Origin of the sequence: Lactobacillus sp. 23-2 (assembly GCF_044902225.1) — a bacterium.
GTDB classification, from domain to species: domain Bacteria; phylum Bacillota; class Bacilli; order Lactobacillales; family Lactobacillaceae; genus Lactobacillus; species Lactobacillus absianus.
Window position 1 is genome coordinate 73,775 of sequence record NZ_JAOQBX010000002.1, and the last position, 23,624, is coordinate 97,398.

Annotated in this window: 23 protein-coding genes; 8 read left to right on the forward strand and 15 right to left on the reverse strand. The window is 53.8% G+C overall.

Translation table 11 applies throughout. From position 1 onward, the window contains the following. Positions 1-173: 173 nt before the first annotated feature. From OCH80_RS01270 to OCH80_RS01300, 7 genes are all read right to left on the reverse strand, one after another. Positions 174-1,133 carry a LacI family DNA-binding transcriptional regulator gene (locus OCH80_RS01270; RefSeq protein ID WP_404537262.1) on the reverse strand — a complete coding sequence of 320 codons (960 nt, stop codon included), beginning with the start codon at positions 1,131-1,133 and terminating at the stop codon, positions 174-176. A 27-nt stretch (positions 1,134-1,160) separates the two neighbouring features. After that, the gene (locus OCH80_RS01275; protein ID WP_404537264.1) at positions 1,161-2,789 is read right to left on the reverse strand and encodes an alpha-glucosidase; all 1,629 of its coding nucleotides are present in this window, start codon (positions 2,787-2,789) and stop codon (positions 1,161-1,163) included. 170 nt (positions 2,790-2,959) lie between these two features. Next, positions 2,960-3,865 (reverse strand): alpha/beta hydrolase, encoded by a 906-nt coding sequence (locus OCH80_RS01280; protein ID WP_404537266.1) that lies wholly within the window; start codon positions 3,863-3,865, stop codon positions 2,960-2,962. After that, entirely contained in the window at positions 3,831-4,634 is an 804-nt protein-coding gene (locus OCH80_RS01285; RefSeq protein WP_404537268.1) for a YibE/F family protein, read from the reverse strand. The genes OCH80_RS01280 and OCH80_RS01285 overlap by 35 nt, the downstream gene beginning before the upstream one ends. Further along, complete coding sequence (locus OCH80_RS01290; RefSeq protein ID WP_404537270.1) at positions 4,631-5,770, reverse strand: YibE/F family protein; 1,140 nt, start codon at positions 5,768-5,770, stop codon at positions 4,631-4,633. Before OCH80_RS01290 ends, OCH80_RS01285 begins: the two co-directional genes overlap by 4 nt. 133 nt (positions 5,771-5,903) lie before the next feature. After that, complete coding sequence (locus tag OCH80_RS01295; RefSeq protein ID WP_404537272.1) at positions 5,904-6,542, reverse strand: MerR family transcriptional regulator; 639 nt, start codon at positions 6,540-6,542, stop codon at positions 5,904-5,906. A gap of 30 nt (positions 6,543-6,572) precedes the next feature. Beyond that, on the reverse strand, positions 6,573-7,661 hold the full coding sequence (locus OCH80_RS01300; RefSeq protein WP_302187834.1) for a D-alanine--D-alanine ligase family protein: 1,089 nt from the start codon (positions 7,659-7,661) through the stop codon (positions 6,573-6,575). 164 nt (positions 7,662-7,825) lie between these two features. Between OCH80_RS01300 and OCH80_RS01305 the strand changes: the two genes are divergently transcribed. Continuing rightward, a complete protein-coding gene (locus tag OCH80_RS01305; protein ID WP_404537274.1) occupies positions 7,826-9,157 on the forward strand; it encodes a CAP domain-containing protein in 1,332 nt (443 codons plus the stop codon). A 38-nt stretch (positions 9,158-9,195) separates the two neighbouring features. Then, positions 9,196-9,849 (forward strand): Crp/Fnr family transcriptional regulator, encoded by a 654-nt coding sequence (locus OCH80_RS01310; RefSeq protein WP_154548271.1) that lies wholly within the window; start codon positions 9,196-9,198, stop codon positions 9,847-9,849. A gap of 146 nt (positions 9,850-9,995) precedes the next feature. Here the strand turns inward: OCH80_RS01310 and OCH80_RS01315 are convergent, their stop codons facing one another. The 5 genes from OCH80_RS01315 to OCH80_RS01335 all read right to left on the reverse strand — a co-directional run bounded on the left by OCH80_RS01315 (position 9,996) and on the right by OCH80_RS01335 (position 14,279). Then, a complete protein-coding gene (locus OCH80_RS01315) occupies positions 9,996-10,838 on the reverse strand; it encodes a hypothetical protein (protein WP_404537276.1) in 843 nt (280 codons plus the stop codon). A 12-nt stretch (positions 10,839-10,850) separates the two neighbouring features. Then, positions 10,851-11,531, reverse strand: a complete 681-nt coding sequence (locus OCH80_RS01320; protein WP_404537278.1) for a TetR/AcrR family transcriptional regulator — start codon at positions 11,529-11,531, stop codon at positions 10,851-10,853. A 153-nt stretch (positions 11,532-11,684) separates the two neighbouring features. Continuing rightward, the gene (locus OCH80_RS01325; RefSeq protein WP_154548265.1) at positions 11,685-12,686 is read right to left on the reverse strand and encodes a ribose-phosphate pyrophosphokinase; all 1,002 of its coding nucleotides are present in this window, start codon (positions 12,684-12,686) and stop codon (positions 11,685-11,687) included. A 95-nt stretch (positions 12,687-12,781) separates the two neighbouring features. After that, a complete protein-coding gene (locus OCH80_RS01330; RefSeq protein ID WP_154548263.1) occupies positions 12,782-13,441 on the reverse strand; it encodes an alpha/beta fold hydrolase in 660 nt (219 codons plus the stop codon). Continuing rightward, positions 13,425-14,279, reverse strand: coding sequence for a glycosyltransferase family 2 protein (locus tag OCH80_RS01335; RefSeq protein ID WP_404537281.1), 855 nt, complete (start codon positions 14,277-14,279; stop codon positions 13,425-13,427). The genes OCH80_RS01330 and OCH80_RS01335 overlap by 17 nt, the downstream gene beginning before the upstream one ends. A 208-nt stretch (positions 14,280-14,487) precedes the next feature. On the opposite strand from OCH80_RS01335, the gene OCH80_RS01340 reads away from it, so the two are divergent. Beyond that, positions 14,488-15,444 (forward strand): DUF1002 domain-containing protein, encoded by a 957-nt coding sequence (locus OCH80_RS01340; protein ID WP_404537283.1) that lies wholly within the window; start codon positions 14,488-14,490, stop codon positions 15,442-15,444. 184 nt (positions 15,445-15,628) lie between these two features. On the opposite strand, the gene OCH80_RS01345 is transcribed toward OCH80_RS01340, so the two are convergent. Next, complete coding sequence (locus tag OCH80_RS01345; RefSeq protein WP_404537285.1) at positions 15,629-16,429, reverse strand: ribonuclease H family protein; 801 nt, start codon at positions 16,427-16,429, stop codon at positions 15,629-15,631. Between the two features lie 111 nt (positions 16,430-16,540). On the opposite strand from OCH80_RS01345, the gene OCH80_RS01350 reads away from it, so the two are divergent. The 4 genes from OCH80_RS01350 (at position 16,541) to OCH80_RS01365 (ending at position 21,767) form a co-directional block, all read left to right on the forward strand. Next, a complete protein-coding gene (locus tag OCH80_RS01350; RefSeq protein ID WP_404537287.1) occupies positions 16,541-17,470 on the forward strand; it encodes an alpha/beta hydrolase in 930 nt (309 codons plus the stop codon). Positions 17,471-17,542: 72 nt separating this feature from the next. Continuing rightward, positions 17,543-19,006, forward strand: coding sequence for a cardiolipin synthase (gene cls / locus OCH80_RS01355; RefSeq protein WP_154548253.1), 1,464 nt, complete (start codon positions 17,543-17,545; stop codon positions 19,004-19,006). 236 nt (positions 19,007-19,242) lie between these two features. Then, positions 19,243-20,100 carry a GRP family sugar transporter gene (locus tag OCH80_RS01360; protein WP_154548251.1) on the forward strand — a complete coding sequence of 286 codons (858 nt, stop codon included), beginning with the start codon at positions 19,243-19,245 and terminating at the stop codon, positions 20,098-20,100. Positions 20,101-20,312: 212 nt separating this feature from the next. Beyond that, on the forward strand, positions 20,313-21,767 hold the full coding sequence (locus OCH80_RS01365) for an APC family permease (RefSeq protein ID WP_404537289.1): 1,455 nt from the start codon (positions 20,313-20,315) through the stop codon (positions 21,765-21,767). A 98-nt stretch (positions 21,768-21,865) separates the two neighbouring features. Here the strand turns inward: OCH80_RS01365 and OCH80_RS01370 are convergent, their stop codons facing one another. Further along, a complete protein-coding gene (locus OCH80_RS01370; protein WP_154548838.1) occupies positions 21,866-22,351 on the reverse strand; it encodes a hypothetical protein in 486 nt (161 codons plus the stop codon). A gap of 98 nt (positions 22,352-22,449) precedes the next feature. Here OCH80_RS01370 and OCH80_RS01375 point away from each other — a divergent pair, with 98 nt between their 5' ends. Continuing rightward, a complete protein-coding gene (locus OCH80_RS01375; RefSeq protein WP_404537291.1) occupies positions 22,450-23,148 on the forward strand; it encodes an NAD-dependent protein deacylase in 699 nt (232 codons plus the stop codon). On the opposite strand, the gene OCH80_RS01380 is transcribed toward OCH80_RS01375, so the two are convergent. Continuing rightward, positions 23,145-23,519 (reverse strand): DUF488 domain-containing protein, encoded by a 375-nt coding sequence (locus tag OCH80_RS01380; protein WP_404537293.1) that lies wholly within the window; start codon positions 23,517-23,519, stop codon positions 23,145-23,147. The genes OCH80_RS01375 and OCH80_RS01380 overlap by 4 nt on opposite strands. Positions 23,520-23,624 lie beyond the last annotated feature (105 nt).

Genomic DNA, 23,624 nt, shown 5'->3' on the forward strand with positions numbered 1-23,624 from the left:
GACACTAGGGAGCGCTTACAACGAAGAGACGCATGTTAACGCTAACAAAAGAGCATTCCTGCTTCAGGAATGCTCTTTTAGGTTGACTTAACGCGCTTTCGCGTATTTTTCTCAAGTACTGGCGTTGTTACAAAATGTTACAAATTTAACACGCTTTTTTTAAATGATAAGTCCTACTTGGTCGACTCCGCCACGTCCAAGGTCGGCTCGATGAACATTTCCCCTTGCGGGGCACCGTCTTGGTGGATCTTGCGCAGGATCAGATAGGCCAGCTTCTCGCCGATCTCCCAGAGGGCCTGCTTGACGGTGGTAATCGTTGGCGAAGCGACCCGGTTCAACAGGACCCCGTCAAAGCCGATCACGCCAAAGTCAGCCGGAACGCTGGCCTCGCGGGCTTCCAGCCCCTGCAGCACGCCCATGGCGATCCGGTCGCTGGCACAGACGAAGCAGGTGTTCTTTGGGAATTCGTCCAGGTGCTCCTCGATGAACTGGCGTCCGTCATGGCTGCTGTTTGGCAGACGGAAGACCCGGGGGATCTTCTTGTTCTGCTGCATGGTATTGACGTAGCCGGCTTCTCTTGAGAATTCAAAAGCCTCCTTGACGTCGATCCCGATGAAGACGATGTTGCTGTAGCCGCGCTTTAAGGCGTACTCAGCCGCCATCGTCTCCCCTTGCAGGTTGTTGGTGTCCACGAAGTCGTAGCCGCCGCCGTTTTCGCCAAACAGGACAAAAGGCATCTTGATCTGGTTCAGCATTGGATACTCACCGGTTCTGGCCCCGGTGATGATTACCCCATCTGCCGCGCCCTGGTTGATCTGCTTGCCATCCAGCAGAAGCTGGAGCGTGTAGTTTTCCTTTTTCAGGCCGGTGGCCACGCCAAACAACACGTTGGTGAAGTAGGGGTCCGTGCCGTCAACGTCTTCCAAGATAACAAACTTGACGACATTGGTCTGGTTGGTTGCCAGGGCCCGGGCCGCACGGTTGGGGTGGTAGTTGAGCTTGTGCATGGCATCCTCGACTACCAGCTGCAATTCCGGGGCTACCAGTTCCGGATGATTGATAACCCGGGAAACGGTCATCTTGGAGACGTGGGCCTTGCGGGCAACGTCCTCAAGAGTTGTAGTTCTTTTCACGCCGTGATCCTCCTCTGATCTATCTGCTTACGCGATCCGCGCGACAAAGGCCTGGTACGGGCTTAAAACCGCCTTAGTCAAGGACTTGGGCACGGGAGCGTTGGCTACCAGGACTGACGCAATTTGGTCCGGCAGATCCAGGACCTGCTCCTGGTCTGTCAGGTTGCCGACGACTAAAAGCTGCTCATCGCCTAGGGTCCGCTTATAGGCCATCACGCCAGCGCTGGTGTCCAGCAGGCTGAAGTCACCGTCAACCAGGATTCGGTCGTGATGCCGCAAGGCGATCAGCTTTTGGTAGACATAGAAGATGGAGTCCGGGTCGGCCAGGGCGGCTTTGACGTTGATCGCGGCATAGTTGGGGTTGACCGCCAGCCAAGGCTTAGCGCTGCTGAAGCCGGCGTTCTGGCTGTCATCCCACTGCATCGGGGTCCGGGCATTGTCGCGGCCCTGAGAGTTGATGGACGCGATCACTTGCTTGGGATCGGCCCCAGCGGCCACCCGCTCATTGTACATGCGGACTGATTCAATGTCGGCAACCTCATCAATGGTATCCACGTGCCGGTTGGTCATGCCGATCTCTTCGCCTTCATAGATATAAGGCGTTCCGCGCAGGCAGTGCAGGATCATGGCCAGCATCTTGGCGCTTTCGACTCGGTATTTGCCGTCGTTGCCAAAGCGGGACACGATTCTTGGCAGGTCATGGTTGTCCCAGAAGAGGCTGTTCCAGGCATGCTTGAAGTCCAGGCGCTGCCACTTGGCCAAAACCTGCTTCAATTCGCCAGGATCGACTGGCCGGGTGTCCCATTTTTCCTTGCCCGCCTGCTTGTCCAGGTTGGTGAATTCAAATTGGAAGACCATGGACAGTTCCTTGCGGTCCGGGTCACTGTAAAGCGGCGCGTTGTCCAGCGTTGCCCCCCAGGTCTCGCCAACCGTCAGGAAGTCTTCTTCGCCAAAAGTCTCCCGGTGCATTTCCTGCAAGTAGTCGTGCAGCTTGGGACCGTTGGCCGTAACTCCCGCGTCCGGCTGCTTGCCGATCAGCTCGATAACGTCCATGCGGAAGCCTCCGATCCCCTTGGCGATCCAGAAATTCATCATTTTGTAGATCTTGTCCCGCAGGGCTGGGTTAGTCCAGTTCAGATCCGGCTGCTGCTTGGCAAAGAGGTGAAGGTAGTATTGCCCGACTTGCTCATCGTATTCCCAGGCACTGCCGGAAAAAGCGGACTTCAAGTCATTTGGCCGCTCACGCCAGACGTAGTAGTCGTGCTCTGGAGAATCAGGATGCTTTCTGGCTTCCACGAACCAAGGGTGCTGGTCAGACGTGTGGTTGACCACCAGGTCCATTACGATCCGGATTCCCCGCTTTTTGCCTTCCGCGATCAATTCTTCCATATCGGCCATGGTTCCGTACTTTGGGTCGATCTGCTCATAATCGGCGATATCGTAGCCATTGTCGATGCCTGGAGACTTGTAGACCGGGCAGAGCCAGATGGCGTCAACGCCAAGCTGCTGCAGGTAGTCCAGGCGGCTGATGATCCCTTGCAGGTCGCCAACCCCATCCCCGTTGCTGTCTTGGAAAGACTTTGGGTAGATTTGGTAAATGACCGCGTCCTTCCACCACGGCTCCTTTACTTTAGAAACGCTGTTTCTTTCATTCATGTTAATTGCACCTAATCATATTAAATAACTTTTTCCTACACAATATTCACGCTTTTCTAAAGCGCTCACATATTAAGGCTAGTATAACCAAGCACAAGCCCGAATTCAAGCGGCGCCAAGCTTCACTGTTTTTTAATCTTCAAAAAAGCCGCAGCGGCTTAAAGTAATGATCAATAGTCTTCTTCGTCAGCGTCTTTGCCATAGCCTTCCGGCTCGTACTTGGCAGCCAGTTCCTTCAGGTTCTTGTCAAAGTTCTTGCCTGAGAAGCGGTGGGCCAGCCATTCCAGACTGAGTTCAAGCCACTTTGCCGTATGCCGGCTGCCCTGCCAGCTGTTGTCCTCGGTGGCCAGTTCCGGCGTGGCCAAAGAGTAGCCGTGCAGGCCAATGTCAAACATGTGGGCCTCGCACTGGACATGGTTGGCATACAGGGCGGACTCGTAGGCCATGGTGTTGGTTGGCAGAACGATCGGGTCATTCCATGACTGGAAGATAAAGGTGGCTGGCGTCTTCTCCGTCACGCCCAAAGAAGTGTCGATCAGCTTCTCGTCTTTAGGCAGGGCGCTTTCGGCCTGACTGCCCAGTTCAAAAGCCACCTTGTGGACGTCAGTCAAAGGATAGCCCAAAATCGTCGCGTTCGGCCGGACTTCGTCCCCTTGATAGCCATACTTTTCCTGGTACTTGGCCTCATCAGCCATGTAATTGGCGCCGGTCGCGATGTGGCCGCCGGCGGAAAAACCGATCGTCACGATCCGCTGCGGATCAATCTGGTATTCCGCGGCATGGTCCCGGTAGTACTTGATCGTTGACAGGACGTCAAGACCAGCATCTGGATAGATCTGCCCTTCATCTTGTAGCAGGTTGTAGTTGACGATGCAGGCATTGTAGCCGCGCGCCATGTAGGCCATCGCGATTGGCTCGCTTTCCCGGGCTGACAGGTGGGTAAAGCTGCCGCCGGGAATGACGACCATCAAAGGCCGCTTTTTGTCCAAAGGCGGCCGGTCCGACTTGATCGTGTAGGTTTCGACCGTATATACGCGGTCGTTAAAGTTCTTTAGTTGAATCTTCTTGGTTTCCATCGTTCTTTTTCGCCTCGTCTTTTTTCCTGGACATCCCCCTGGACAAGAGCAAAGTCGCCAAAGGGACGGTCATCAAGACGCCCATCAGGGAGTACATGATGATCAATGCCTCGTTTACGAAAAGTTTATCATTAATTACCTCGCCAAAAGAGTAATGAAGTCTGTAATACCAAAGAAAAAGCGACAAAAAGCTGCCGAACATCCCGAAGATGATGGTGTTCATGGCTGTCCCCAGGACGTCGTAGCCAATGGCACTCCCGCTCTTGAGCAATTCTTCCTCAGTAATGCCCGGCTTGGCCTTCTTGATCTCCAAAATCCCGGAGCTCATGGAGACCGCCGCTTCCGCGACCGCCCCTAAGGCTGAGAAGACCGCGACGGTGATGGCGATCATTTCATAGCTGATCCCCGGCATCTGGGAGTGGCCCAGGAGAATTTCCCCCGCTTCCGGGCCTAAGCCGGCCGCCTGGGCCAGGTACTGGATGCCCGTGATAAAGAGACTGACCAGGGCCAAAACGCCGACAGAGGCGTAAAAAGAGTTCTTAGCCACCGTATAGTCGTGGGTTCCCAGGAAGATGATCGTCACCAGTTTTAAAGGCACGAAAATCAGGGTAATGATGGGAATATTCAAGCCCCAGGAAATCAGGAGGGCAACCAGGATCAGCAGCAGGGTATTGATCAGGACGCTGAAAAAGCTGCGGATCCCGGTTTCCCCGCCGATGATGGTCATCAAGACCGCCAATAATAAAATCAAGGCTCCTAAGCTGCTCATGACGCTTTCCCTCCTTTCCGGCTAAAGCCCAGCTTGATGCGCGCGCGCTGCTCCTTATTCAGGAACAAGAGGCAGCAGGCCGTCGCGATTGGCACCGTCAAGACGATCCCGATCGCTGAGACCGCGCTCTGGGTAGCCCCCAGGTTCATCGTAAAGCTGAACATGGTGCTGATCGTATTGTTGTCCCGCAGGTAAAGGATGCTTTCCGGCAAAGCCTCAGAGATAAAAAGCAGGACCAGGACGTTGATCAAGGGCCCCATGATCTCCTGGCCCATGGTCCGGCCAGCAATCAGCAGCTCTTTCACCGTGATCTCTGGCTTGTGCTGGATCAGCTCGTGCAGACTCGACACGATGTCCGTGGCTTCGTCCATAACGGCCCCCAGCACCCCTAAAAGGGTCTGGGCCATAAAGATTCCCCGCACGTCCTGGGTGGCATAGTCGCCCATTTCATAGTTGAGGTAGCTTTCGCCCGTCAGCTTAATGATCAAGTAGCAGAGGCCAAAGGAGACAAAGACTCCCAAAAGCGTCGCCAGCCAGGTCACCAGCATTTTTTTGCCAAAACCCTGCACCAGCCACAGGCTGAAGAAGGAGAAGACGATATCAGCCAGGGAGAACATCAAGACGATATAGGCCCCGTTGACTTGGACGTCCCACAGAATCAGCAGGTAGAACAGGATCCAGCTGACCGCCATCGACAGGATCAAATGCCAGCTCTTGACCCCCACGACCAGGATCATCAAGGTCAAGGTGACGGTCAAAGTCAGCATTAAGGTCCAGTCCCGCTTAGGCGAGATGATCGCCAAAGTTCCCTTGTGGATCTGGACAAAAATCCGCTGCCGCGGTCGGTACTTCTGGGTGACCAGCTGGGAGGGATAATAGGTATTGACCGTTTTGAAGACCTGTCCCCGGTGCTTGCCCGAGAGGAGCTTGGCGTGCAGGTACTGGCGCCGCTCCTCGTCTTTGTTGTTGTAAATGTCGGTTTCCTTCTTGAGCAGCTTGTCCTTGATCTGGCGGTCCGTAATCATGGCCACGTCGTTGGCATAGCCGACAGTCTTGAAGTAGGTGATCCCCGTTGCCAGCAAGCCCGCCAGCAGGACCAAGGCAGCCCAAAGCAGGCGCCGCTTCTTTAAGCTCATGCTTTCATCCTTTCCAGTTTTCTTTTTGCGCTTTCATTGTAAAACAAACAGGCGGCCGCGTGCGGTCGCCTGTGTTTTTTTAGGAATTAGTTAAGCAATTCCTTAGCTTGAGCAAAAAACTCAATCAGCCTGATTAAAAAATTCGCTTCCACCAAGGACGCTTCTTGGATTTAAGCTGCATATCCGCCAGAGTCCGGTGGGTTGGCGCGGCCTTTTGGGCATGTTCTTGAACCTTGTCCATCAAGGCCCGGTGCACCTCTTCATCCGACCGGTGCATGTCCGCGACCACCCGCTCGCGCTTTTGCTCAGGGGTCAGGGGCAGGTCCAGGTCGGCCTCTTCATCCGCGTCATCAACCGGCAGGTCGGGAATGTCATCCCAGCCAAGCACGTCGTCAGCTGGCGCGGCTGGCTTCTGGGCTTCTTTTAAAGACGACAGCTCCTCTTTCAAGGAGTCGATCACCTGGTTTTGGCTTTCGATGGTCTTTTGCAAAGACGCCACCACCTGAGCTATTTTCTCAGGATTCTCCTTGGCAAAAATCCCCGCGGCCGCCTGCAGCAGGGTCTGGCCAGGCTCTTTTGACTTGGCCACCAGCTGGCGCAGCTTCTCCAGATCCTCTGGACTGTAGAGACGGGCGTTTTTCTGGTGAGCAAAGTAAGCCGAGTTGCCAGTCACTTCTTCCACGATCTTGGAATACTTGCGCAGGGTGTTTTCACTGATGCCAAGCTCCTTCGCCGCTTCACTGGTCTTTTTCCGCTCACTGGTCTCACTCATTTTTATTTCCCGTTTCCCAAAAAATCAATCCTAATCGTGCTTGTGCAACAAGGTCTTCTTGTGCGCGTAGCGTTCTTCAGCATAGTCGATCAAGCGCGTAATCAAGTCCCCGTACGCGATGCCGGCTTCTTCGAACAATTTTGGATACATGCTGATGCTGGTAAAGCCTGGCAGCGAGTTCAGCTCGTTGAAGATGACTTCCCCGTCGCTTTCGCGCAGCATGGAGTCGATCCGGGCCATGCCGCTGCATTCAGTGACTTGGTAGATCTTCAAGGCGTTTTGCCGGACCTTTTCTGCCGTTTCTGCCGGAATCTTGGCTGGAATCTGCAGGGTCGTGGTTGAGTCGTCGCTGTACTTGTTTTCGTAGCTGTACCAAGTGTTCTTGGCGTTGATGATTTGGCCGACGCCAGAAACGATTGGGTGGTCGTTGCCCAAAACGGCCGTTTCCACTTCAGTCCCGACGATGCCTTCTTCAACTAAGACCTTGTCGTCGTACTTGAAGGCTTCCGCCAAAGCATCAGCGTAGTTGGAGTCGTCAACCACGTGGGTAATGCCGACTGATGAGCCTTGGTTTGATGGCTTAACGAAGAGGTTGGTCGTGCCCAGCTTCTTTGCTACCCAGTCGTAGCTCAGCTTTTCATTGTCTGGATCATCATATTCGTAGCGCTTGATGGATACCCACTTAGCGACTGGCACGCCGGCCGTTTCCGCCAGAATCTTAGTGAATTCCTTGTCCATCGTCACGGCAGCCGCCAAGACGTCCACGCCGACGAATGGCTTGTCGATCAAGCGGAAAAGCCCTTGCAAAACGCCGTCCTCACCCAAGTTCCCGTGAACGATTGGAAACAGGACGTCCAATTCCGGACGGTTGGCCAATTCAGCAATGTTGGCCAGGTTGGCTGGCTTGTCGCCCTTGGCGACCGTGTAGCCGTGGTCTTCCAGAACCTTGAATGAGTCTTCTTCACTGGTCAGGTACCCTTCATTGGTGATCCAAATTGGGTGCACGTCGAACTTGTCTTTGTCAATTGCCTTGTAAATGTTGCTTGCCGAGATGATTGAGACTTCATATTCTGAAGAACTACCACCAAAAATCAAGCCAACTTGTTTCTTGTTTGTCATGTTTGATTGTCTCCTTTTTGTCAACTCTATATTATACGTAAAACTAGCCTATTGTGGGCAAGAAAATGGACAATTCTTACCATTATTTAAGAGTTTCGTCATTGAAAGCGCTTAGTGGCAAAAAAGGCTCATAATCGGCTATAATATAAGCTAGAAGGGGGTTGATGATTATGCGCCGCAAGCCAATTTTGCTTACCATTCCGCTCTTGCTGGGCTTCGCCTTGGCCACGCCGGTCAAGGCGGCTGCTTTCACGCCCCAGGAGCTGGCCGAAGTCAGACGCTTCCAGACCGAATACGCGGCTCTGGACAAGACTGCCTACTCCGCGCAGAACCTTTACGCCGTTAAACCATCGCTCAAACAGAACTTCAAGGCTGGGACCCTAAATCAAGCTTACGTTGCCTCCCAGCTGGCTTATATCAACTACTACCGCGACCTGTTTGGCCTGAAGGCCGTCAAGGCCACGGCCTCCGGCAACAAGAACGCGCAGACGACCGCGGCGGTCATGGCCGCCATCAATGCCAACCCGTTCGTCAACCAGCACGGCTTGCCAACGGACAAGCGGCCGGCCTTCATCAGCAAGAAGACCTGGCTGCTGGCCCAGGACGTCTCCAGCGCCGCCAACTTGAACTTCAACGCGTCAAACCAAAGCGCCGGCGACGTGATCACGGACCTATTGACCGACCGCTACAACCTTTCCGGTTCTGACACCGGCCACCGGGCCTGGCTCCTGTCCACCCGCCTGAGCAAGATCTCAGTCGGGGCGGCTTACGGGACCAACGGCTACCGCTACTCGGTCAACCAGGTCCTGAACCTGGGCGACGCCTACGCCAGCCCCAGCCGGGAAATGGTGGCCTACCCTAACGCCGGGGTCTTTCCAATTGAGCTTTTGAACGGGAAGAACATCGCCTGGTCCCTGTACTTCTCCACCAAGTTCTGCAGCAAGACTCCAAAGATCACGGTGACTGACGATGACACCCACAAGACCTACGCGGCCAAGACGGTTGCCAACTACAGCAGCTATGGCTTCGGGAACTTCCAAACGGTGCTCACCTACTACCCGGCCAACTTAAAATTGACGGACGGCCACCAATACACCGTCCGGGCCGGCAATCTGGCCACTTACAGCTTCAAGCTCTTCAAGCAAAGCGACGCCACCCGGTCCTACGCCACTTCCGGGAAGGTTGCCTCCTCAAGCACCAGCAAGTCCAAGAAGGTCTCCCAGAAGGTCTTGAACGACAAGGGCCTGGCCAAGTACCTCTACAAGGTTGGCAAGAACATCTCCACGATCAAGTCCAGCAAGATCACGACGACCAAGTCCGTGACCAAGAAGGCCGCCAAGAAGACCAGCGCCAAGAAAAAGGCCAAGAAAAGCAAGAAGACAGCTGCCAAGAAAAAGACCAAGAGCAGCAAGAAAAAGGCTTCCAGCAAGAAGAAAGCCAAGGCCAGCAAAAAAGCCAAGAAAAGCAAGAAGACCAGCAAGAAAGCGAAAAAATAGCCATTGCCGCTATTGCAGACAGAAAAGAAAGAAAGTTCATGACTCACGATAAGCTAAATTGCATCAGCCACGTGCCGATTTTTAAGAACCTCCCCCTGGACCTGCGCCAGGAGCTGGTCAAGATTTCCACCCACCAGGAGCGCTTCAAGAAGGGCAGCCTGCTCCACTACCCGGGCGACGGGCGCCTGTCAGTCATGTCCCTGGATTCGGGCAAGGCCAAGATCTACAGCCTTAACGCCGACGGCGATGAGCAAATCATCGACGTCATGCAGAAGGGCGACATCAAAGGCGAGGAAAGCCTTTTTGACAGCCACGGCGATGACTTTTTCATTGAGGCCCTGGAAGACAGCACGGCCTGCTCAATCAACAGCCGGGACTTCCAGAACCTGCTCAAGCGATCTCCGGAAATGTCCCTGCATATGCTTAATGAATTTGGCAAGCGACTGGTCACTGCCCAAAGAAATGCCGTCCGCCGCAATTCCCTGGAAGCCGGCCCCCGTCTCTTCGCGACCCTGTGCGACTACGCGGACGAAGCTGGCAGCGCCACCTTCACCCTGCCCCTGAAGAAGAAGGACCTGGCCAGCCTCTTAGGCATCACCCCTGAAACCTTGAGCCGGGAATTCGCCAAGCTCAAGCACGAAGGCATCATCGACCTGCGCGGCAAGGTCGTGACGATCCTGAAACAGGACTAACCCCCCTTCAATCAGCGGTCAAGCAAAAGTGCACGAAAATAGTTACATATATAAAACCAGCTCTCTGCTGTGGCAGGGAGCTGGTTTTTATTTTCTTTATTTCCGTCTTGCTTCTTTGTTTCTGCCTTTTTGACCGCTGGCTCCCCTTAGCTATCGCGCGATGAAGCCTGCCATGGAATGGCGCTGATCACGAAGATGATGGCGCCGGCGATAACGAAGTCCAAGAAGACCCCGCTGGCAATTTCCAGCCAGTAGCCAAAGTCCGCGAAAGCAATCACGGAGGTATCCATCAAAATCGGAATCATGGCCAAAAGTCCATAGACCAGCATCATGAAGAAACCAGCCCACATCAAGCCGGCCATTGCCTCGTGCAGGGCCGACTTAAAGATGATCCGCCCGAAGGCATCGCTCAAAAGCGACTGCAGGGCGATCAAGCAGACCGCGATGGCCAGCAGGTTGATGATGCGGACGATCGTGACGATATTGGCTTCAAGCATGACGCCCGCCAGGTCAAAAGCATTGGCCACAATGTAGGTGGCGGAAGACTTCTGCTTGCCCAGCTTCTTTCTGACGCTGGCCACTTGCGAGGAGTCGGTCTTTTCACTGACCAGGATCACCTTCTTGATGCTGTTGGCCAGGCGCATATCATCCGTATGCAAAAAGTGCCAGCCATACTTGTAGTCGATAATCAGGTCTTCGACCGCTCTGGCCTGCTCATCAGAGATCAGGTTCTCGTCATCGCTGCTGCCGCCAACGATCGTGGCCAGGCGGTTGAAATGGCTGTTGACCATCTTGCTGACGACGACCGTGTTGCTCTCAGACTTGATTGCCCCCTTCATAAAGGCCGGATTGAGAAAAGTCCCCATCGCCATGGCCAGGCTGACCAGCAGGAAGACCAAGAAGGCCATGGGCCGCTTGTACGGTGCCCAGTCGTCTTTATATCGCTGGCTGCTTTCCCTGCGTCTGATCATTCTGGAACTTTCTGCCATCTAAACTACCCCTTAACTGTAAATGGTTTTTCCTTCGTCAAACATGGTGTCGATGGCATGGTGCACATCTTCCGTGCTTGCGTCGTTGATGATGCCATGGCCTTCGGCCAGGACTTCGTCAATCGTGTCCTTGTCAGCGTGCACGAAGCTGAACATCAAAGAGCTAGTCGCGTAGTCCGCCATCTGCTCCGCGTTCAGGTGGTGCTTGCCGCGGTCACGGTAAAGGCGGCCAACTCCGGTAACGATAAACGCGATGCCAGTCCGGATTTCCTGGTAGTTGCTGTATTCCGTGAAGGCATCATGCGACTTCATCCATTCGTCCAGCATTTTGCTCCAGTTGTCCAAAGAAGACTGGTTGGTGAAGGCCTCGGAAATCACACGGTCCAGCCCCTTATCTTCCATCCCCAATGAGGCAATGGTGTAGATCAAAGCCTTGACCCGGGCAAAAGGGTTCTTGGTGGTCGCGTGATAGTTGACGTCGACCTGGTCCCACATCGTGTTGAACAGGTTTCTGACGATATCGCTCATCAAGCGGGCCTTATGTGGATAATAAGACTGCAACAATGATTTGGAAATGCCTGACTTTTCCGCGATCATCTGCAATGATACGTGATCAAAGCCTTGAATTCTGATTAAGCGGAAGGTGTTGTCTAAAATTTCACGCCGCCGTTGCATATTTTTTCTTCTAGCCATCTAAAATTGTCCTTCCTTCAAAAGTTATTTAAAATTATAGCAATCTTTCCGGCCGATAATACATATACTTTAACCTTATTTAAGGAAATAGACAAAGGAAAAGCAAAAAGGGGAATGCCCTGACAAGCCTCCCCTTTTGTTGCTAAATTTGCTTTAGTCTTTGGTGAATCTGTTTTGTTCGTCAAAGATTTCGTGGATTGAACGGTCGTTGTAGATGTGGTCAATCCCCTTGGCCAGCAAGCGGTCAACTGACAGACGGACGATCCGGTCCGGGTACTTGCTGTGCTTGATGGTGTCGGTTACCACGATCTGTTCCAGCGGCAAGCCGTTCAGAACCTTAGTCGCGTCTTGAGACAGCAAGGCGTGGGTGGCAGCGGCATAGACCTTAGTCGCGCCGGCCGCGAAGACGGATCTGGTTGATGAAGCCAGACGGGTGCCAGTATCGATCAAGTCATCGATAATAATGCACTTCTTGCCTTGAACGTCGCCGATCATGTCGTGGACGCTGTCGTCGTATCTTGCCCCGCGCTGGTCAACGATCGCGATTGGCGCGTTGAAGTACTGGGCGAAGTTCCGGGCCAGCTTGGTGCCGCTGTGGTCTGGTGAAACGACAACGACGTCTTCTTCATCCTTGGAAACGATCCCGTTGTCCAGGAAGTATTGGGCCAAAATTGGAATGGCGTGCAGGTCGTCGACTGGCAGGTCGTAGAAGCCTTGGATTTGGGACGCGTGCAAGTCGATGGTCAGCAGGCGGTCAATGCCGGTCAATTGCAACAGGTTGGCAATCAGCTTGGCCGTGATTGGCTCACGCGAGCGGGTCTTGGTGTCGGACCGGGAGTAGGCCAGGTAAGGAACGACACAGTTGACTGAGTGGGCTGAAGCCCGGTGCAGGGCGTCCAGCACGATTTCCAATTCCATGAAGTTTTCGTTGACTGGGTCTTGGACTGATTGAATGACGAAGACGTCGCAGCCACGGACGGTTTCAGCAATGTTGACTTGGATTTCCCCGTCACTGAAGTGGTGAACGGAAGTTTCCAGCAACGGCACGCCCAAAATGTTGGCGACCTTTTCATTCAGTTGCGGGTTGCCGCCCAGGCCGATCAGCTTCATTGGGTGCAGCAAACTATGGATTTCTTCTTTTGATAATGATGTCATCATGAGCCCCTTAGAATCATTCACTAAACTCGTGCTAATTTTATGTCTACGTAAGTATTATATCAAAGGTTCGCCTTTAAGCAGTATTTCTTTGACTAATCCTTGCAAAAATCTTTTATCAGGTCCAAAATCTTCAGGCTGCCAACCGCGTAAGAATCGTGCGTCTGCCGCGGCATCAAGACCAGGCGGCCATTTGGCACCAGGCTGCTGTACCAGCGGACATGTTCGACTTTTACCCAGTCGTTCTCCCCAACCACGCATAAGAGCGGGATCGTGATCTTTTCCAGGGATTCCGGCGTCATGTAGGATTCGGTCAGCTCCACCCGGCTGTCGCGGTCAAACTTGAGAAAGCGTCTGACCCCTTCCGTCAGGTAGTGGTACTTGTGGATCCCATGCCCGTCGATAAAGACCCCGGCCACGATCGCCTTGCCCAACAGGTCGGGCTCCTGGCTGGCCAGCATCATGGTGACCAGACCGCCGGAGTCGTAGCCAAAGACGTAAGGCTTCTCCAGGCCCAGCTGCTTGATGAAGGCCGCCAGGTCTTCCACTTCCGTCTGGTAGTGCTCGGCGATTTCCCCGCTGCTCAAGCCATGTCCCCGCATGTCCAGGGCATAGACCGTGTAGTACAGGGACAGCGGCGCCATGACCTTGCTGTACATCCCCCCGTCCAGGTGGTGGCCATGCAGCAGGATTAGCGGGCGGCCTTGGCCCAGCTTTTGATAGTAGAGGTCAACTCCATTAACTTTGATGATCATCTTTGATTCCCTCGCTTAAAAATTCGCGCGAATACTCGCGCTTTGGGTGGATCTGGCGGATTTCGTGGCTCTTTCTCCAGTTGTGCCAGCTGTTCTTGACCACGATGGAGAGCATCAGGCAGTTGGCCCGGACGATGCTCATTGAGTGCGACCAGCTGACCGTGTGGACGGCGCTGTCCGGCCTTTGCCAGTAGTGGTAGAGCGGGATGGTATTAAAGTAGAAGTTCCGCACCTTGGTCAAATAGTCCACGTTGAAGACCTGGTCCTCCATCAAGTCCAGCTCCTCGTTGAAACGGATATCGTACTGGCGCACCAGGCTGGTCTTGTAGCACTTGTTCCAGGAGTAGCCGCGCACGGAGGAAGTGATGGTTCCCAGGATCTTGCGCAGCCCCTGCAGCTTGGTCAGCATCCCCGCGGCCGCTTTTGGCGCGATCGGCTTGGCCGTGATCTTCTCAGAATCCAGGTAGTAGCCGCAAGCGATATAGTCCCATTCCGGGTGCTCGCTGAACTGCTTGATAAAGTAGTCGGTATAGGCCGGATCAGCCCAGTCATCGCCATCATGAAAGATAAAGTAAGGCGTGTCGACCAGGTCCAGGCCCAGGTTGCGGGCCGCGGCCACCCCTTTGTTCTCCTTGACCACCAGCTTAAAGCAGCAAAAGCGGGCCGCGTACTTTTGGGCAATGGCCACGGTTTGGTCCGTGGAGCCGTCGTCGATGATCAGGAGCTTAAAATTCCGGTTGCTCTGTGCCAGCAGGTGATCCAAGGCTCTGGCAATGTATTTTTCCTGGTTGTAGACCGTCATGATCACGGTCAATTCAGGTTCACCAGTTTGGCTCAAGCGTCTCCCTCCTTCTTGTTCAGCTCATTCATACAATTAAATCAGATCTTCAGCAATTGAATCCATTATAACATCTATGACAGAATTTTTTCGCCAGCCAGGGCAAACATGACAAAGGTCACGGCGGGCGCGACTGTTAATTTTTTCTAAACGTCAGGGCAAAAATAGCCGGATCTAGTATAATAATTGGCGTAAAGGAGAACCAATCATGAAAAAACTAATTACGGCCTTGACTGCCGTCTTGGCCAGCTTCAGCCTTATTGGCTTTGCTGCCGGCCACGCCAGCGCCGCTGCTGACGATGCCGCGCCGGTAATTACCTTAGGGACGTCATTGACTTCTTCACAAGAGAAAGGGACTTTAAACGTATTAAAGGGCGCCTTGAGCGACTCTTCCAGCTATAACACGCTGACCGTCACCGGCAGCGACCTGGTGACCTACCTGAACCCGTCCGGCTCCAGCTTCACCAGCGCTTCCGGCGTCTGGTCCAGCGCGGCCATTGAAAAGACCAGCTCCGGCTCTGGGATCAACGTCAAGATCCTGGATTACAATGGAAGCAATAATATTACGACTATCACTGCTGACCAGTACAAGAACGCGGCCGTGACTGCCGGGATCACCGACGCCAACATTTATGTTACTTCCGCCGTGCCGATCGACGGGTCTGGTGCCTTGGCCGGAATCTACAAGGCCTATGCCAAGGCCGGCAACAAGCTGAACCAAAGCCAGATCAACGCCGCTCAGAACGAAATGGACACCCTGAGCGGGATCACCAAGGAAAACAAGGGCAAGGATGGCTATTCCGACGCGCAATTAAACAATGCCGTTGCCGGAGCCAAGAAGGAAATGGCCGAAAAGGGCTCTGACCTTTCCAAGCAGGACATCATCAATATCGTCAACAACGAAATTAAAGACAACAACCTGGGCAATGTCATCACCAATGAACAGAAGAACCAGATCGTCAATATCTTGATCCAAATCCGCGACTCAGGCGCCCTGAAGTCCGGTTCCTTTAAGCAGCAGGCCGCCAAGGCTATGGATTCCATCCAGAAAAACGCCCAAGGCATCTTTTCTAAATTGAATACTCAAGAGAACCGCAATGCTTTGCAAAAGCTTTGGGATGCCATCGTGGAATTCTTCACCAGCCTGTTTAACTCGAATAAGTAATTACCAATCCCGCCAGCTTTACTTGGCGGAAAACAAAGAGTCTGGTAAAAAATCTAACGAATATAAAAGGCTTCTAGAAGTGTAAAACTTCTGGAAGCCTTTTTAAAATTGGATGAGCGTCCTAAAGCCTTGCCCAAAGTCAATGTCTTAACATAATGACATTGACTTTTTCCCAGACTCTTTATTATTTTTGCTCAGCTTCCATCTTGTCCATGGTGCGGTTGAGCAGGTGGTCAACATAGATGTTGCCGGCATTAACGTCATGCCCCTTAACCCATTTATAATGCAAGTTTGAGAATTTGGCCACTTCGGCATCAATTGCCTTCCACAGGTCCAGATTGGCAATCTCCCCCTTGGCCTTGCGCCAGCCTTTAGCCTTCCAGCCAGCCATCCAGTGCTGAACGCCGTTCAAGACGTATTGCGAATCCAGAGAATAAAGGACTGCCTGCTCCTGCAGCCCTAATTCCTCCAATTTCCGCAGGCTTTCCAAAAAAGCCGTCATTTCCATCTTATTGTTGGTCGCCTGAAATTCGCCATCTGTCCCATCGAACTTCTGCCCGTCCGGCAAGACGATCAGGTAGCCCCAAGCCCCTGGGTCGGTTTCCTTGACGTGGCCGCCTTTATGAACCCCATGGTTGCGGCAGCCGCCATCGGTATAGACGTAAGCCGCGTATGGACCGTCCACCGGCACCGTGACTGCCGGATCACCTGGGTTGACCCTGATTTGGGCCGACCCGGCAGGATTTTTGGCTAATTGGGCCGATTTGCGCTGGATCTTGGCCATGGCATTTTCAAAGGTATTTTCAGCCTTTTTCAGCCCATCCATGGCTTCATCCGCGCTAAAATCCATGAATTCAATGGCATCCATGGGATTGGCAAAGGATTTGAACTCTGCCCCCGGAAAGCCATCAACCTGGGCCTTGGCCTCCTCCCATGAGTGGTAGATGCCCGGCTCGCGGCCCTTGCGTACTGCGTAAAATTTCATGATAAAAATCCTTTCTCTGCTGCTTTTCGATCAATCTGTCTTGCTGGTCTTGTTCGAGAACATGTTATCATAGTTAGGTATCAAGATGGCATTATTGGTTTAGGAGGGAACATGCTTTTTTTCAATTCCAGAAAGTACGCTGAAGAAACTGAAAAGAAACGGCGCAAGAGCCAGGCCGGCCACTCCGTCAACCAAATGATTGCCCTGGGCCTGCTGGCCACCTTTCCGCCCTGCCGGATCTTCCTCAAGCTGCACCGTCCCAAGATTGCCGACCAGGCCGCGGTTGAAGGGCGGCCTGCCGCGGCCGGCGAGCAGGTGCCCATCATCTACATCCATGGCTTCCGCGGCGGGGACTACACGACCAACGTCATGGTCCAGGCAGCCGGTCAAGCCAAGGGGGACAGTCGCTTTTTAAAGGTAGAGGCTGACCTTTTGGGCAACATCCGCTTGACCGGGACCTATACCGGTGACTCTCAGCCAATCATCCAGCTGGCCATGAAGGACCGCTTCGTTGGCTACCAGGGCATCAACTACTATCTCAGCTTCGTGCTGCCTTTTTTAGCCCACAAATACGGCTTCAGCCACTACAGCGCCGTCGCCCACTCCCTGGGCTCGCCCTGCGTGGTCGCCACGGAGATGCGCTTTGCCCAAAAGCCTGGCTTCCCGCGCCTGGCCAGCTGCGCCTTGATTGCCGGCCCCTTCAACGGGGTCATGTACCTGGGCGACATCCCCAACGTCAACCAGCTGACCGAAAGCGGGCGGCCATCAATGATGACGCCCCACTACTCCTACATGCTCCGCCACCGCAAGGACTTCAGTCCCAGCATCCGCGTCCTGAACATCTACGGGAACGTCCTGGACGCGACTAATTCCGACCGCTTCATCTCGGTCGTTTCCGCCAAGAGCATCCGCTACGTCTTGGCCCCCAATGCCCGCTTCTACCAGGAAGTCGAGGTCCGGGGCGAGACGGCCGAACACTCGCAGATGCATGATGAGCCCTTCGTCATCGGCATCCTGGATAAGTTTTTAGGCTTGCAATAATTCACAGGCAAGCGCAAAAATAGAAAGGCCATAGCAAGACCAAAATCACGCGAAATATAGAAAGGAGCAGATATGACAGCTTTCTCTTGGATCGACGTCTGGCACATCATTTTCTTCGCCAACGCGATTCTAGCCCTCTGGACCGTCTTCCACCGCAAGCGGTCGGTTGCTACCTCCTGGGCTTGGCTGATCGTTCTCCTGATCTTCCCCATCGGCGGCTTCATTGCCTACGGCTTCCTCGGCCGGGGAATTTCCCAGGAAAACCTTTTTGCCATCAACCGCCAGAAGCACATTGGCCTCTCCAATGTCCAGAAGATGATCACCAAGGCCCCAGCCAAGATCGACCGGGCCGACAGCTCCCCCAGCGCCAAGATCCTGATCAAGTACCTGGACAAGGACGGGGAGTCGCCCATCACCAAGAACAACAAGCTCAAGCTCTATACGGACGGTCACGACAAGTTCCGCGACTTGTTCAAGGACATCAAGGCCGCCAAGTCTTCCATCAACGTCGAGTACTACACCATCTATAACGACCAGATCGGCAATGACTTTTTGCACCTGCTGATCCAAAAGGCCAAAGAAGGGGTCCAGGTCCGCGTTCTTTACGACGCCTGGGGCTCCTTTGGGGCTTCCAAGGCCTGGTTCAACCAGCTGACCGAGGCTGGCGGGGACGTCCTGCAGTTCATCACCTCCAGGAACATGATCTCCAGAAACCGGATGAACTACCACCTGCACCGGAAGATCGTCGTCATCGACGGGGTCACCGCCTGGACCGGCGGCTTCAACGTCGGCGACCAGTACCTGGGCCGCAAGAAGAAGTTTGGCTACTGGCGCGACACCCACCTGCGCCTGGTCGGCTCAGCCTCCCTCCTGCTGCAGGAGCGCTTCGTCATGGACTGGAATGCCTCGGCCGCGAGAGAAGCGGAGCTGATCTCTTTTGACGAGAAGCTGTTCCCGGATCTGGATGAGCAGGATATCGATGAAGACGACATGGCCGTCCAGGTCGTCTCCGACGGGCCGGACAACGACGAGCCATATATGCGCAACGGCCTGGTCCGCCTGATGATGCTGGCCCGCAAGCGGGTCTGGATCCAGACTCCCTACCTGATTCCGGATGAGGCCATGGTGGCCGCCTGGCAGATCCTGACCGCCTCGGGCGTTGACCTGCGGATCATGATCCCCTGCATGCCGGACCACCCCTTCATCTACCGGGCAACCCAGTGGTACGCCCGCCAGCTGTCCAAGATCGGGGTCAAGATCTATACCTACAACAACGGCTTTTTGCACGCCAAGACGATCATCGTCGATGACAAATACGCCACGGTTGGCAGCGTCAACCAAGACTACCGCTCCTACGACCTGAACTTTGAGGACAACGTCTTCGTCTACGACCGCGGCTTCAATAAAGAGATGGCCGACCAGTTCGAAAAGGACCTGGAAGCCTGCACCCACATGACGCCAGAGATGTTCGACCAGCAGTCCCACTTCATGCATGCCCTGCAGAGCTTCTCCCGCCTCCTGTCGCCAATTTTGTGAAAAAATATGAAAATATGAAACTACTTTCATAGTGTTTTGAAAAAGTGACCATTTTTTGATCCGTTTTCAAGAAAACACTTTCTTTTTACCAGGTCCTTATGATAGAATTGACAAATCAGCATTTTAGCCGCAATGCGCGCCAAGCAATAGCACCCCACGGTTAAAATGTTTTTTTATGTGTTTGTCGTGTTTTTATTGATGTCAATTCACAAGATTATAAGGAGCAAATAGTAAATATGGGTATTTTTGTCGGACTGGTCCCAGCCTTTGCCTGGGGCGTCCAATCAATCGTAATGCAGAAAATCGGCGGCAAGTTCACCAACAAGGTCGTGGGCATGACCATGGGGACCTTCCTTTTCGCGGTAGTCGTCAGCTTGATCAAGACCCCGCAGCACCTGACGGGCAACCTGCTTCTGGGTTCCGTGCTTTGCGGGATCTCCTGGACTATCGGCCAGCTGCTGCAGGTCAAGTCCTTCGACATCTTTGACGTGTCCCAGGCCATGCCGATCAGCACCGGCCAGCAGCTGGTAGGGACGGCCCTCTTCGCCGTCTTCTACTTCCATGAATGGACCAAGACCTGGCAGCTGGTCCTGGGCGCGGCCGCGATCGCTTTGATCATCTTTGGGATCATCTCCCTGTCCTACTCTGAAAATAAGGACGCGGCTGGCAGCAGCCTGCAAGGCTTGATCTTGCTGACTATTTCTTCTGTTGGCTTCGTGGGCTACGCCGTCTTGCCGCGGATCTTCAACCTGAACGGGTGGGAGATGCTGCTGCCGCAAAGTCTGGCCATGTTCCTCTGCAGCCTGATCTACTCCCTGACCGTTGACCGCAAGGACACCTTCAACAAGGAATCCTTCGCCAACATCCTGACCGGGCTCTGCTTCGCGGTAGCCAACCTGGCCCTCCTGTTCTCCAACCAGTTCAACGGGGTGGCTGTCGGCTTTACCCTGTCCCAGCTGAACGTGGTCATTGCCACCCTTGGCGGCATGTGGATTCTGCATGAAATGAAGACCCACAAGGAAATGCGCCACACCCTGCTCGGCCTCTTGCTGGTCGTGGCTGGGGCCATCATGATCGGCCTGACCAAATTCTAAGAAAAAAGCGCCTTCCAAAGTTGTTCTTTGGGAGGCGTTTTCATATTCCATAAGTTTATCTTTTATATTAAAATTATCATTATCTTTAGACAATCTTAACCATTTGCAAGGAGACGGTTGCCATGCCCCACAACAAGGCCCCATGTGCTTTGGCCAATTTTTGGAATCAGCAATGCATTTGATTTAACTATTTTGGAGAAAAAGCACAAACAATGATCGAAGAAAAAGATAAAAACTACATGGGCTGGGTTACCCTGTCGATGTTCGTCTACCTGACGGTCATCAGCTTTGAAGACCCCTTCTACCCATACCAGGAATACGGGCTCTTCGTCCTGGTCCTCTGGCTTTTCATGCTGGTCTTCTACCAGCTGCCTTACACCCTGATCGCCACCCAGCTGGGCATGGCCTATGACGGAGAAGAAGAAGGGGGGATGTCCTCCTGGATCCGCCGCGGGACCGGCAGCGACCTGCTTGGCTACGCCACCGCCTGGATGTATTGGGCCCAGACCATCCCTTACCTGATCGACTGCGCCAGCTCCGTAGTCGTTTCCGTTTCCTGGGTCGTCCTGGGGAACAAGTCCCTGGGCGACAAGATGTCGCCTTTGGTCTTCAGCCTTTTGACCTTTGCCATCGTCTTGGTCTTTATTATTTTTGACAACGTGGTCAAAAATGCCCTGGACGCGACCTCATTATGGGGCGGGATCGCCATGGTAGTCATGACCCTGGTCTTCTTTGTCATGATCATCTGGTCCTTGACCCACGGCGGCCATATCGCCACCAAGCTGACCTGGGACAACATCAAGCCCCACCTCAGCGTTCACTACTTCTCATCCGCCAGCATGCTGATCTTTGCCATGTCTGGGGCGGAACTGGCCTCACCGTATATTTCCCGCTTGAAGAAGCCAAGCCGTGACTACCCGAAGGCCATGTGGCTTCTGTTCATCGTGACGGCCGGCATGGTCATCCTGGAAACTTTGGGCCTGGCCGTCCTGTTTGACGCCAAGCACATTCCAAACGACTTCAAGATGAACGGGGACTACTACGCCTTCCAGCTCTTAGGCCAAGAAGCCGGCATGGGCAACTCCTTGATGTACATGTACTCCATCGTCTGCCTGGTAACCCTGCTGGCCCAGATTGCCGCCTTGATCGACGCGGCCAGCCGCTTCCTGGCGTCTGACACGACTGTCCAGTTCATGCCGCGCTGGTTCTTGAAGAAGACCAAGACTGGCCGGCCAATCAACAGCTACATCTTCACGGCCGCCACGACCTTGATCCTGGTCCTGCTTGGGGGCACCCTGCCGGAGATCAACGACTTCGTCAACTGGCTGCTGAACCTGAACACCATCGTTTCCCCATACAAGACCTCCGTGGTCTTCGTCTGCTTCTTGATCCTGCGCTACAAGCACAAGACCTTCCCGAAAGGCCAGTACGTCTTCATCAAGAACCGCAAGCTGGCCCTTGGGGTCGGCTGGTGGTGCTTCCTTTTGACCTTCATCTGCGCGACCATGGCCTTCCTGCCGCAAAACGGGGTGGTCGGGTCCGCCAACTGGTTCAAGCAGCTGTGGATGAACATCGTGGTCGTCATCTTCCTCTTTGGGACCGGCCTGGTCCTGCCGCTCTTGCGGAAGCTGGAAGTGGCCCGCGACAAGCGCAAGGCTGAACAATAAGCAGCAATATTTTAATCAACAGTAAATGTGCCAAAAAGGACATGACCTACGCGAAAGCGTTCTGGGTCATGTCCTTTTCTTCTGTATTGCTTTTTTGTCTAGCCTATCTGGCGGAGGTCGATGCTGACGCCGCTGTTCAAGTGGCGGAGCAGGAACTCGTGTACCTCGCTGGCCTGCTTGTCAAAGCGCATGTAGTAGATCTGGTGCTTGGCCGTTTCCAAGGCCGCCAGGGAAATGTCGCCCACGCCGGCCGGCGGCGCGGTCAAGACCACGTGAATGATCTCATTGTAGCGCAGGGTTCGGCGGAAGTAGCCGCTGAGCACTACCCGCTTGCTTCCCAGGCCCGAAACGGCATCAACCAGGCAGGTCAGGATGAACAGGGCCAAGAAGACGTTGAAGCCCGGCTCCCCAATGTCCAGGTAGTCCCAAGCATAGCCAATCCAGATCAGCAGCACTGGAAAAACAATCGCGGACCAGCGGTAGCGGGCTTTCAATTCCAGCGTTGCCTGCCAGTACCAGCTGTAGCCAGCGTAGGCAGCCAAAAGGACGTCTATCACTATGTAAAACATCGAATCAACTGTCATTTTTGCCACCTCTTTTGCTTTTGTTAAGCACATTATAGCAAACTCGGGGTTTATAATTGAGTTAACCGCTCAGTAACTAGTTTAAGAAAGGATAAAACATGGACCAACAACTTTTGCAAGAATTCAAAGCAGACTTAAGTGCCGCCCGCCATCCAGTCTTCCTGACCGGTGCCGGCGTCTCAACCCACTCCGGCATCCCTGACTACCGGTCCAAGACCGGGATCTATAACGGCGTCAGCGAGCCGCCGGAAACGATTTTGAGCGAAGATACCCTCTTCAACCGGCCGGAGCTCTTCTACAGCTTCGTCATGCAGAACATGTACTTCCCAGAAGCTAAGCCCAACCTGATTCATGAAAAAATAGCCGCGATCTGCAACGAAAAGGGCTACCTGGTCACCCAGAACATCGACACCCTGGACGCCAAGGCCGGCAACCGCCACGTCACCGAATTCCACGGCAACCTCTACGACATCTACTGCAGCAAGTGCCACAAGCAGCTGACCTACGAGGATTATGCCAAGGGCTACCGGCATGAATGCGGCGGGATCATCCGGCCAGGCATCGTCCTTTACGGGGAAGGGATCAACCCTGACAACATCAGCAATTCCGTCAACCACATTGCCAACAGCGACATGGTGATCATCGTCGGCACCAGCTTCGTGGTCTACCCCTTCGCCGGCCTGCTCAACTACGCGCCAGCCAGCGCCAAGCTATGGGCCCTTAACCTGACCGAGATTCCGGCCACCGGCATCAAGCAGCTCACCGGCGACGCCTTGGACGTTTTCAAGCAGCTTTAGCTTTTCTGCCTGCCGTTTTCAGCTTCAAGATATTCCTTCAGGGCGACGGCCTGGTTGTGGTCAAGATTCTTGGCCGCGAACAGGAACAAGACGTCGCCCTGTTTCAATTGCTCTTTGAGCAAGTCCCTGAAGTCAGCCATGGCCGGATTCTGGTCCAGCTCCTCGAAGTACTTCCGCTTGAATTCCGGGTACTTCGCGTCTTCATGGCCAAACCACTTGCGCAGGTCATTGCTTGGCCCCAGCTCCTTGGCCCACAGGTCCAGCTTGGCCCGCTCCTTGCTCATGCCCCTGGGCCACAGGCGGTCAACGAGGATCCGGAAGCCCGCTGGCTGCTCTGAATCATAGATTCTGACTAATTTGATTTCTCCCATCTTGTTACCTTCTTTGCTTTGGATTCTAGACTCTTTATTTACTTTTTTACCAATTTGGTCAAAAATAATATCGACTAAAATAAATTATATTCCTAATGGAGTCTA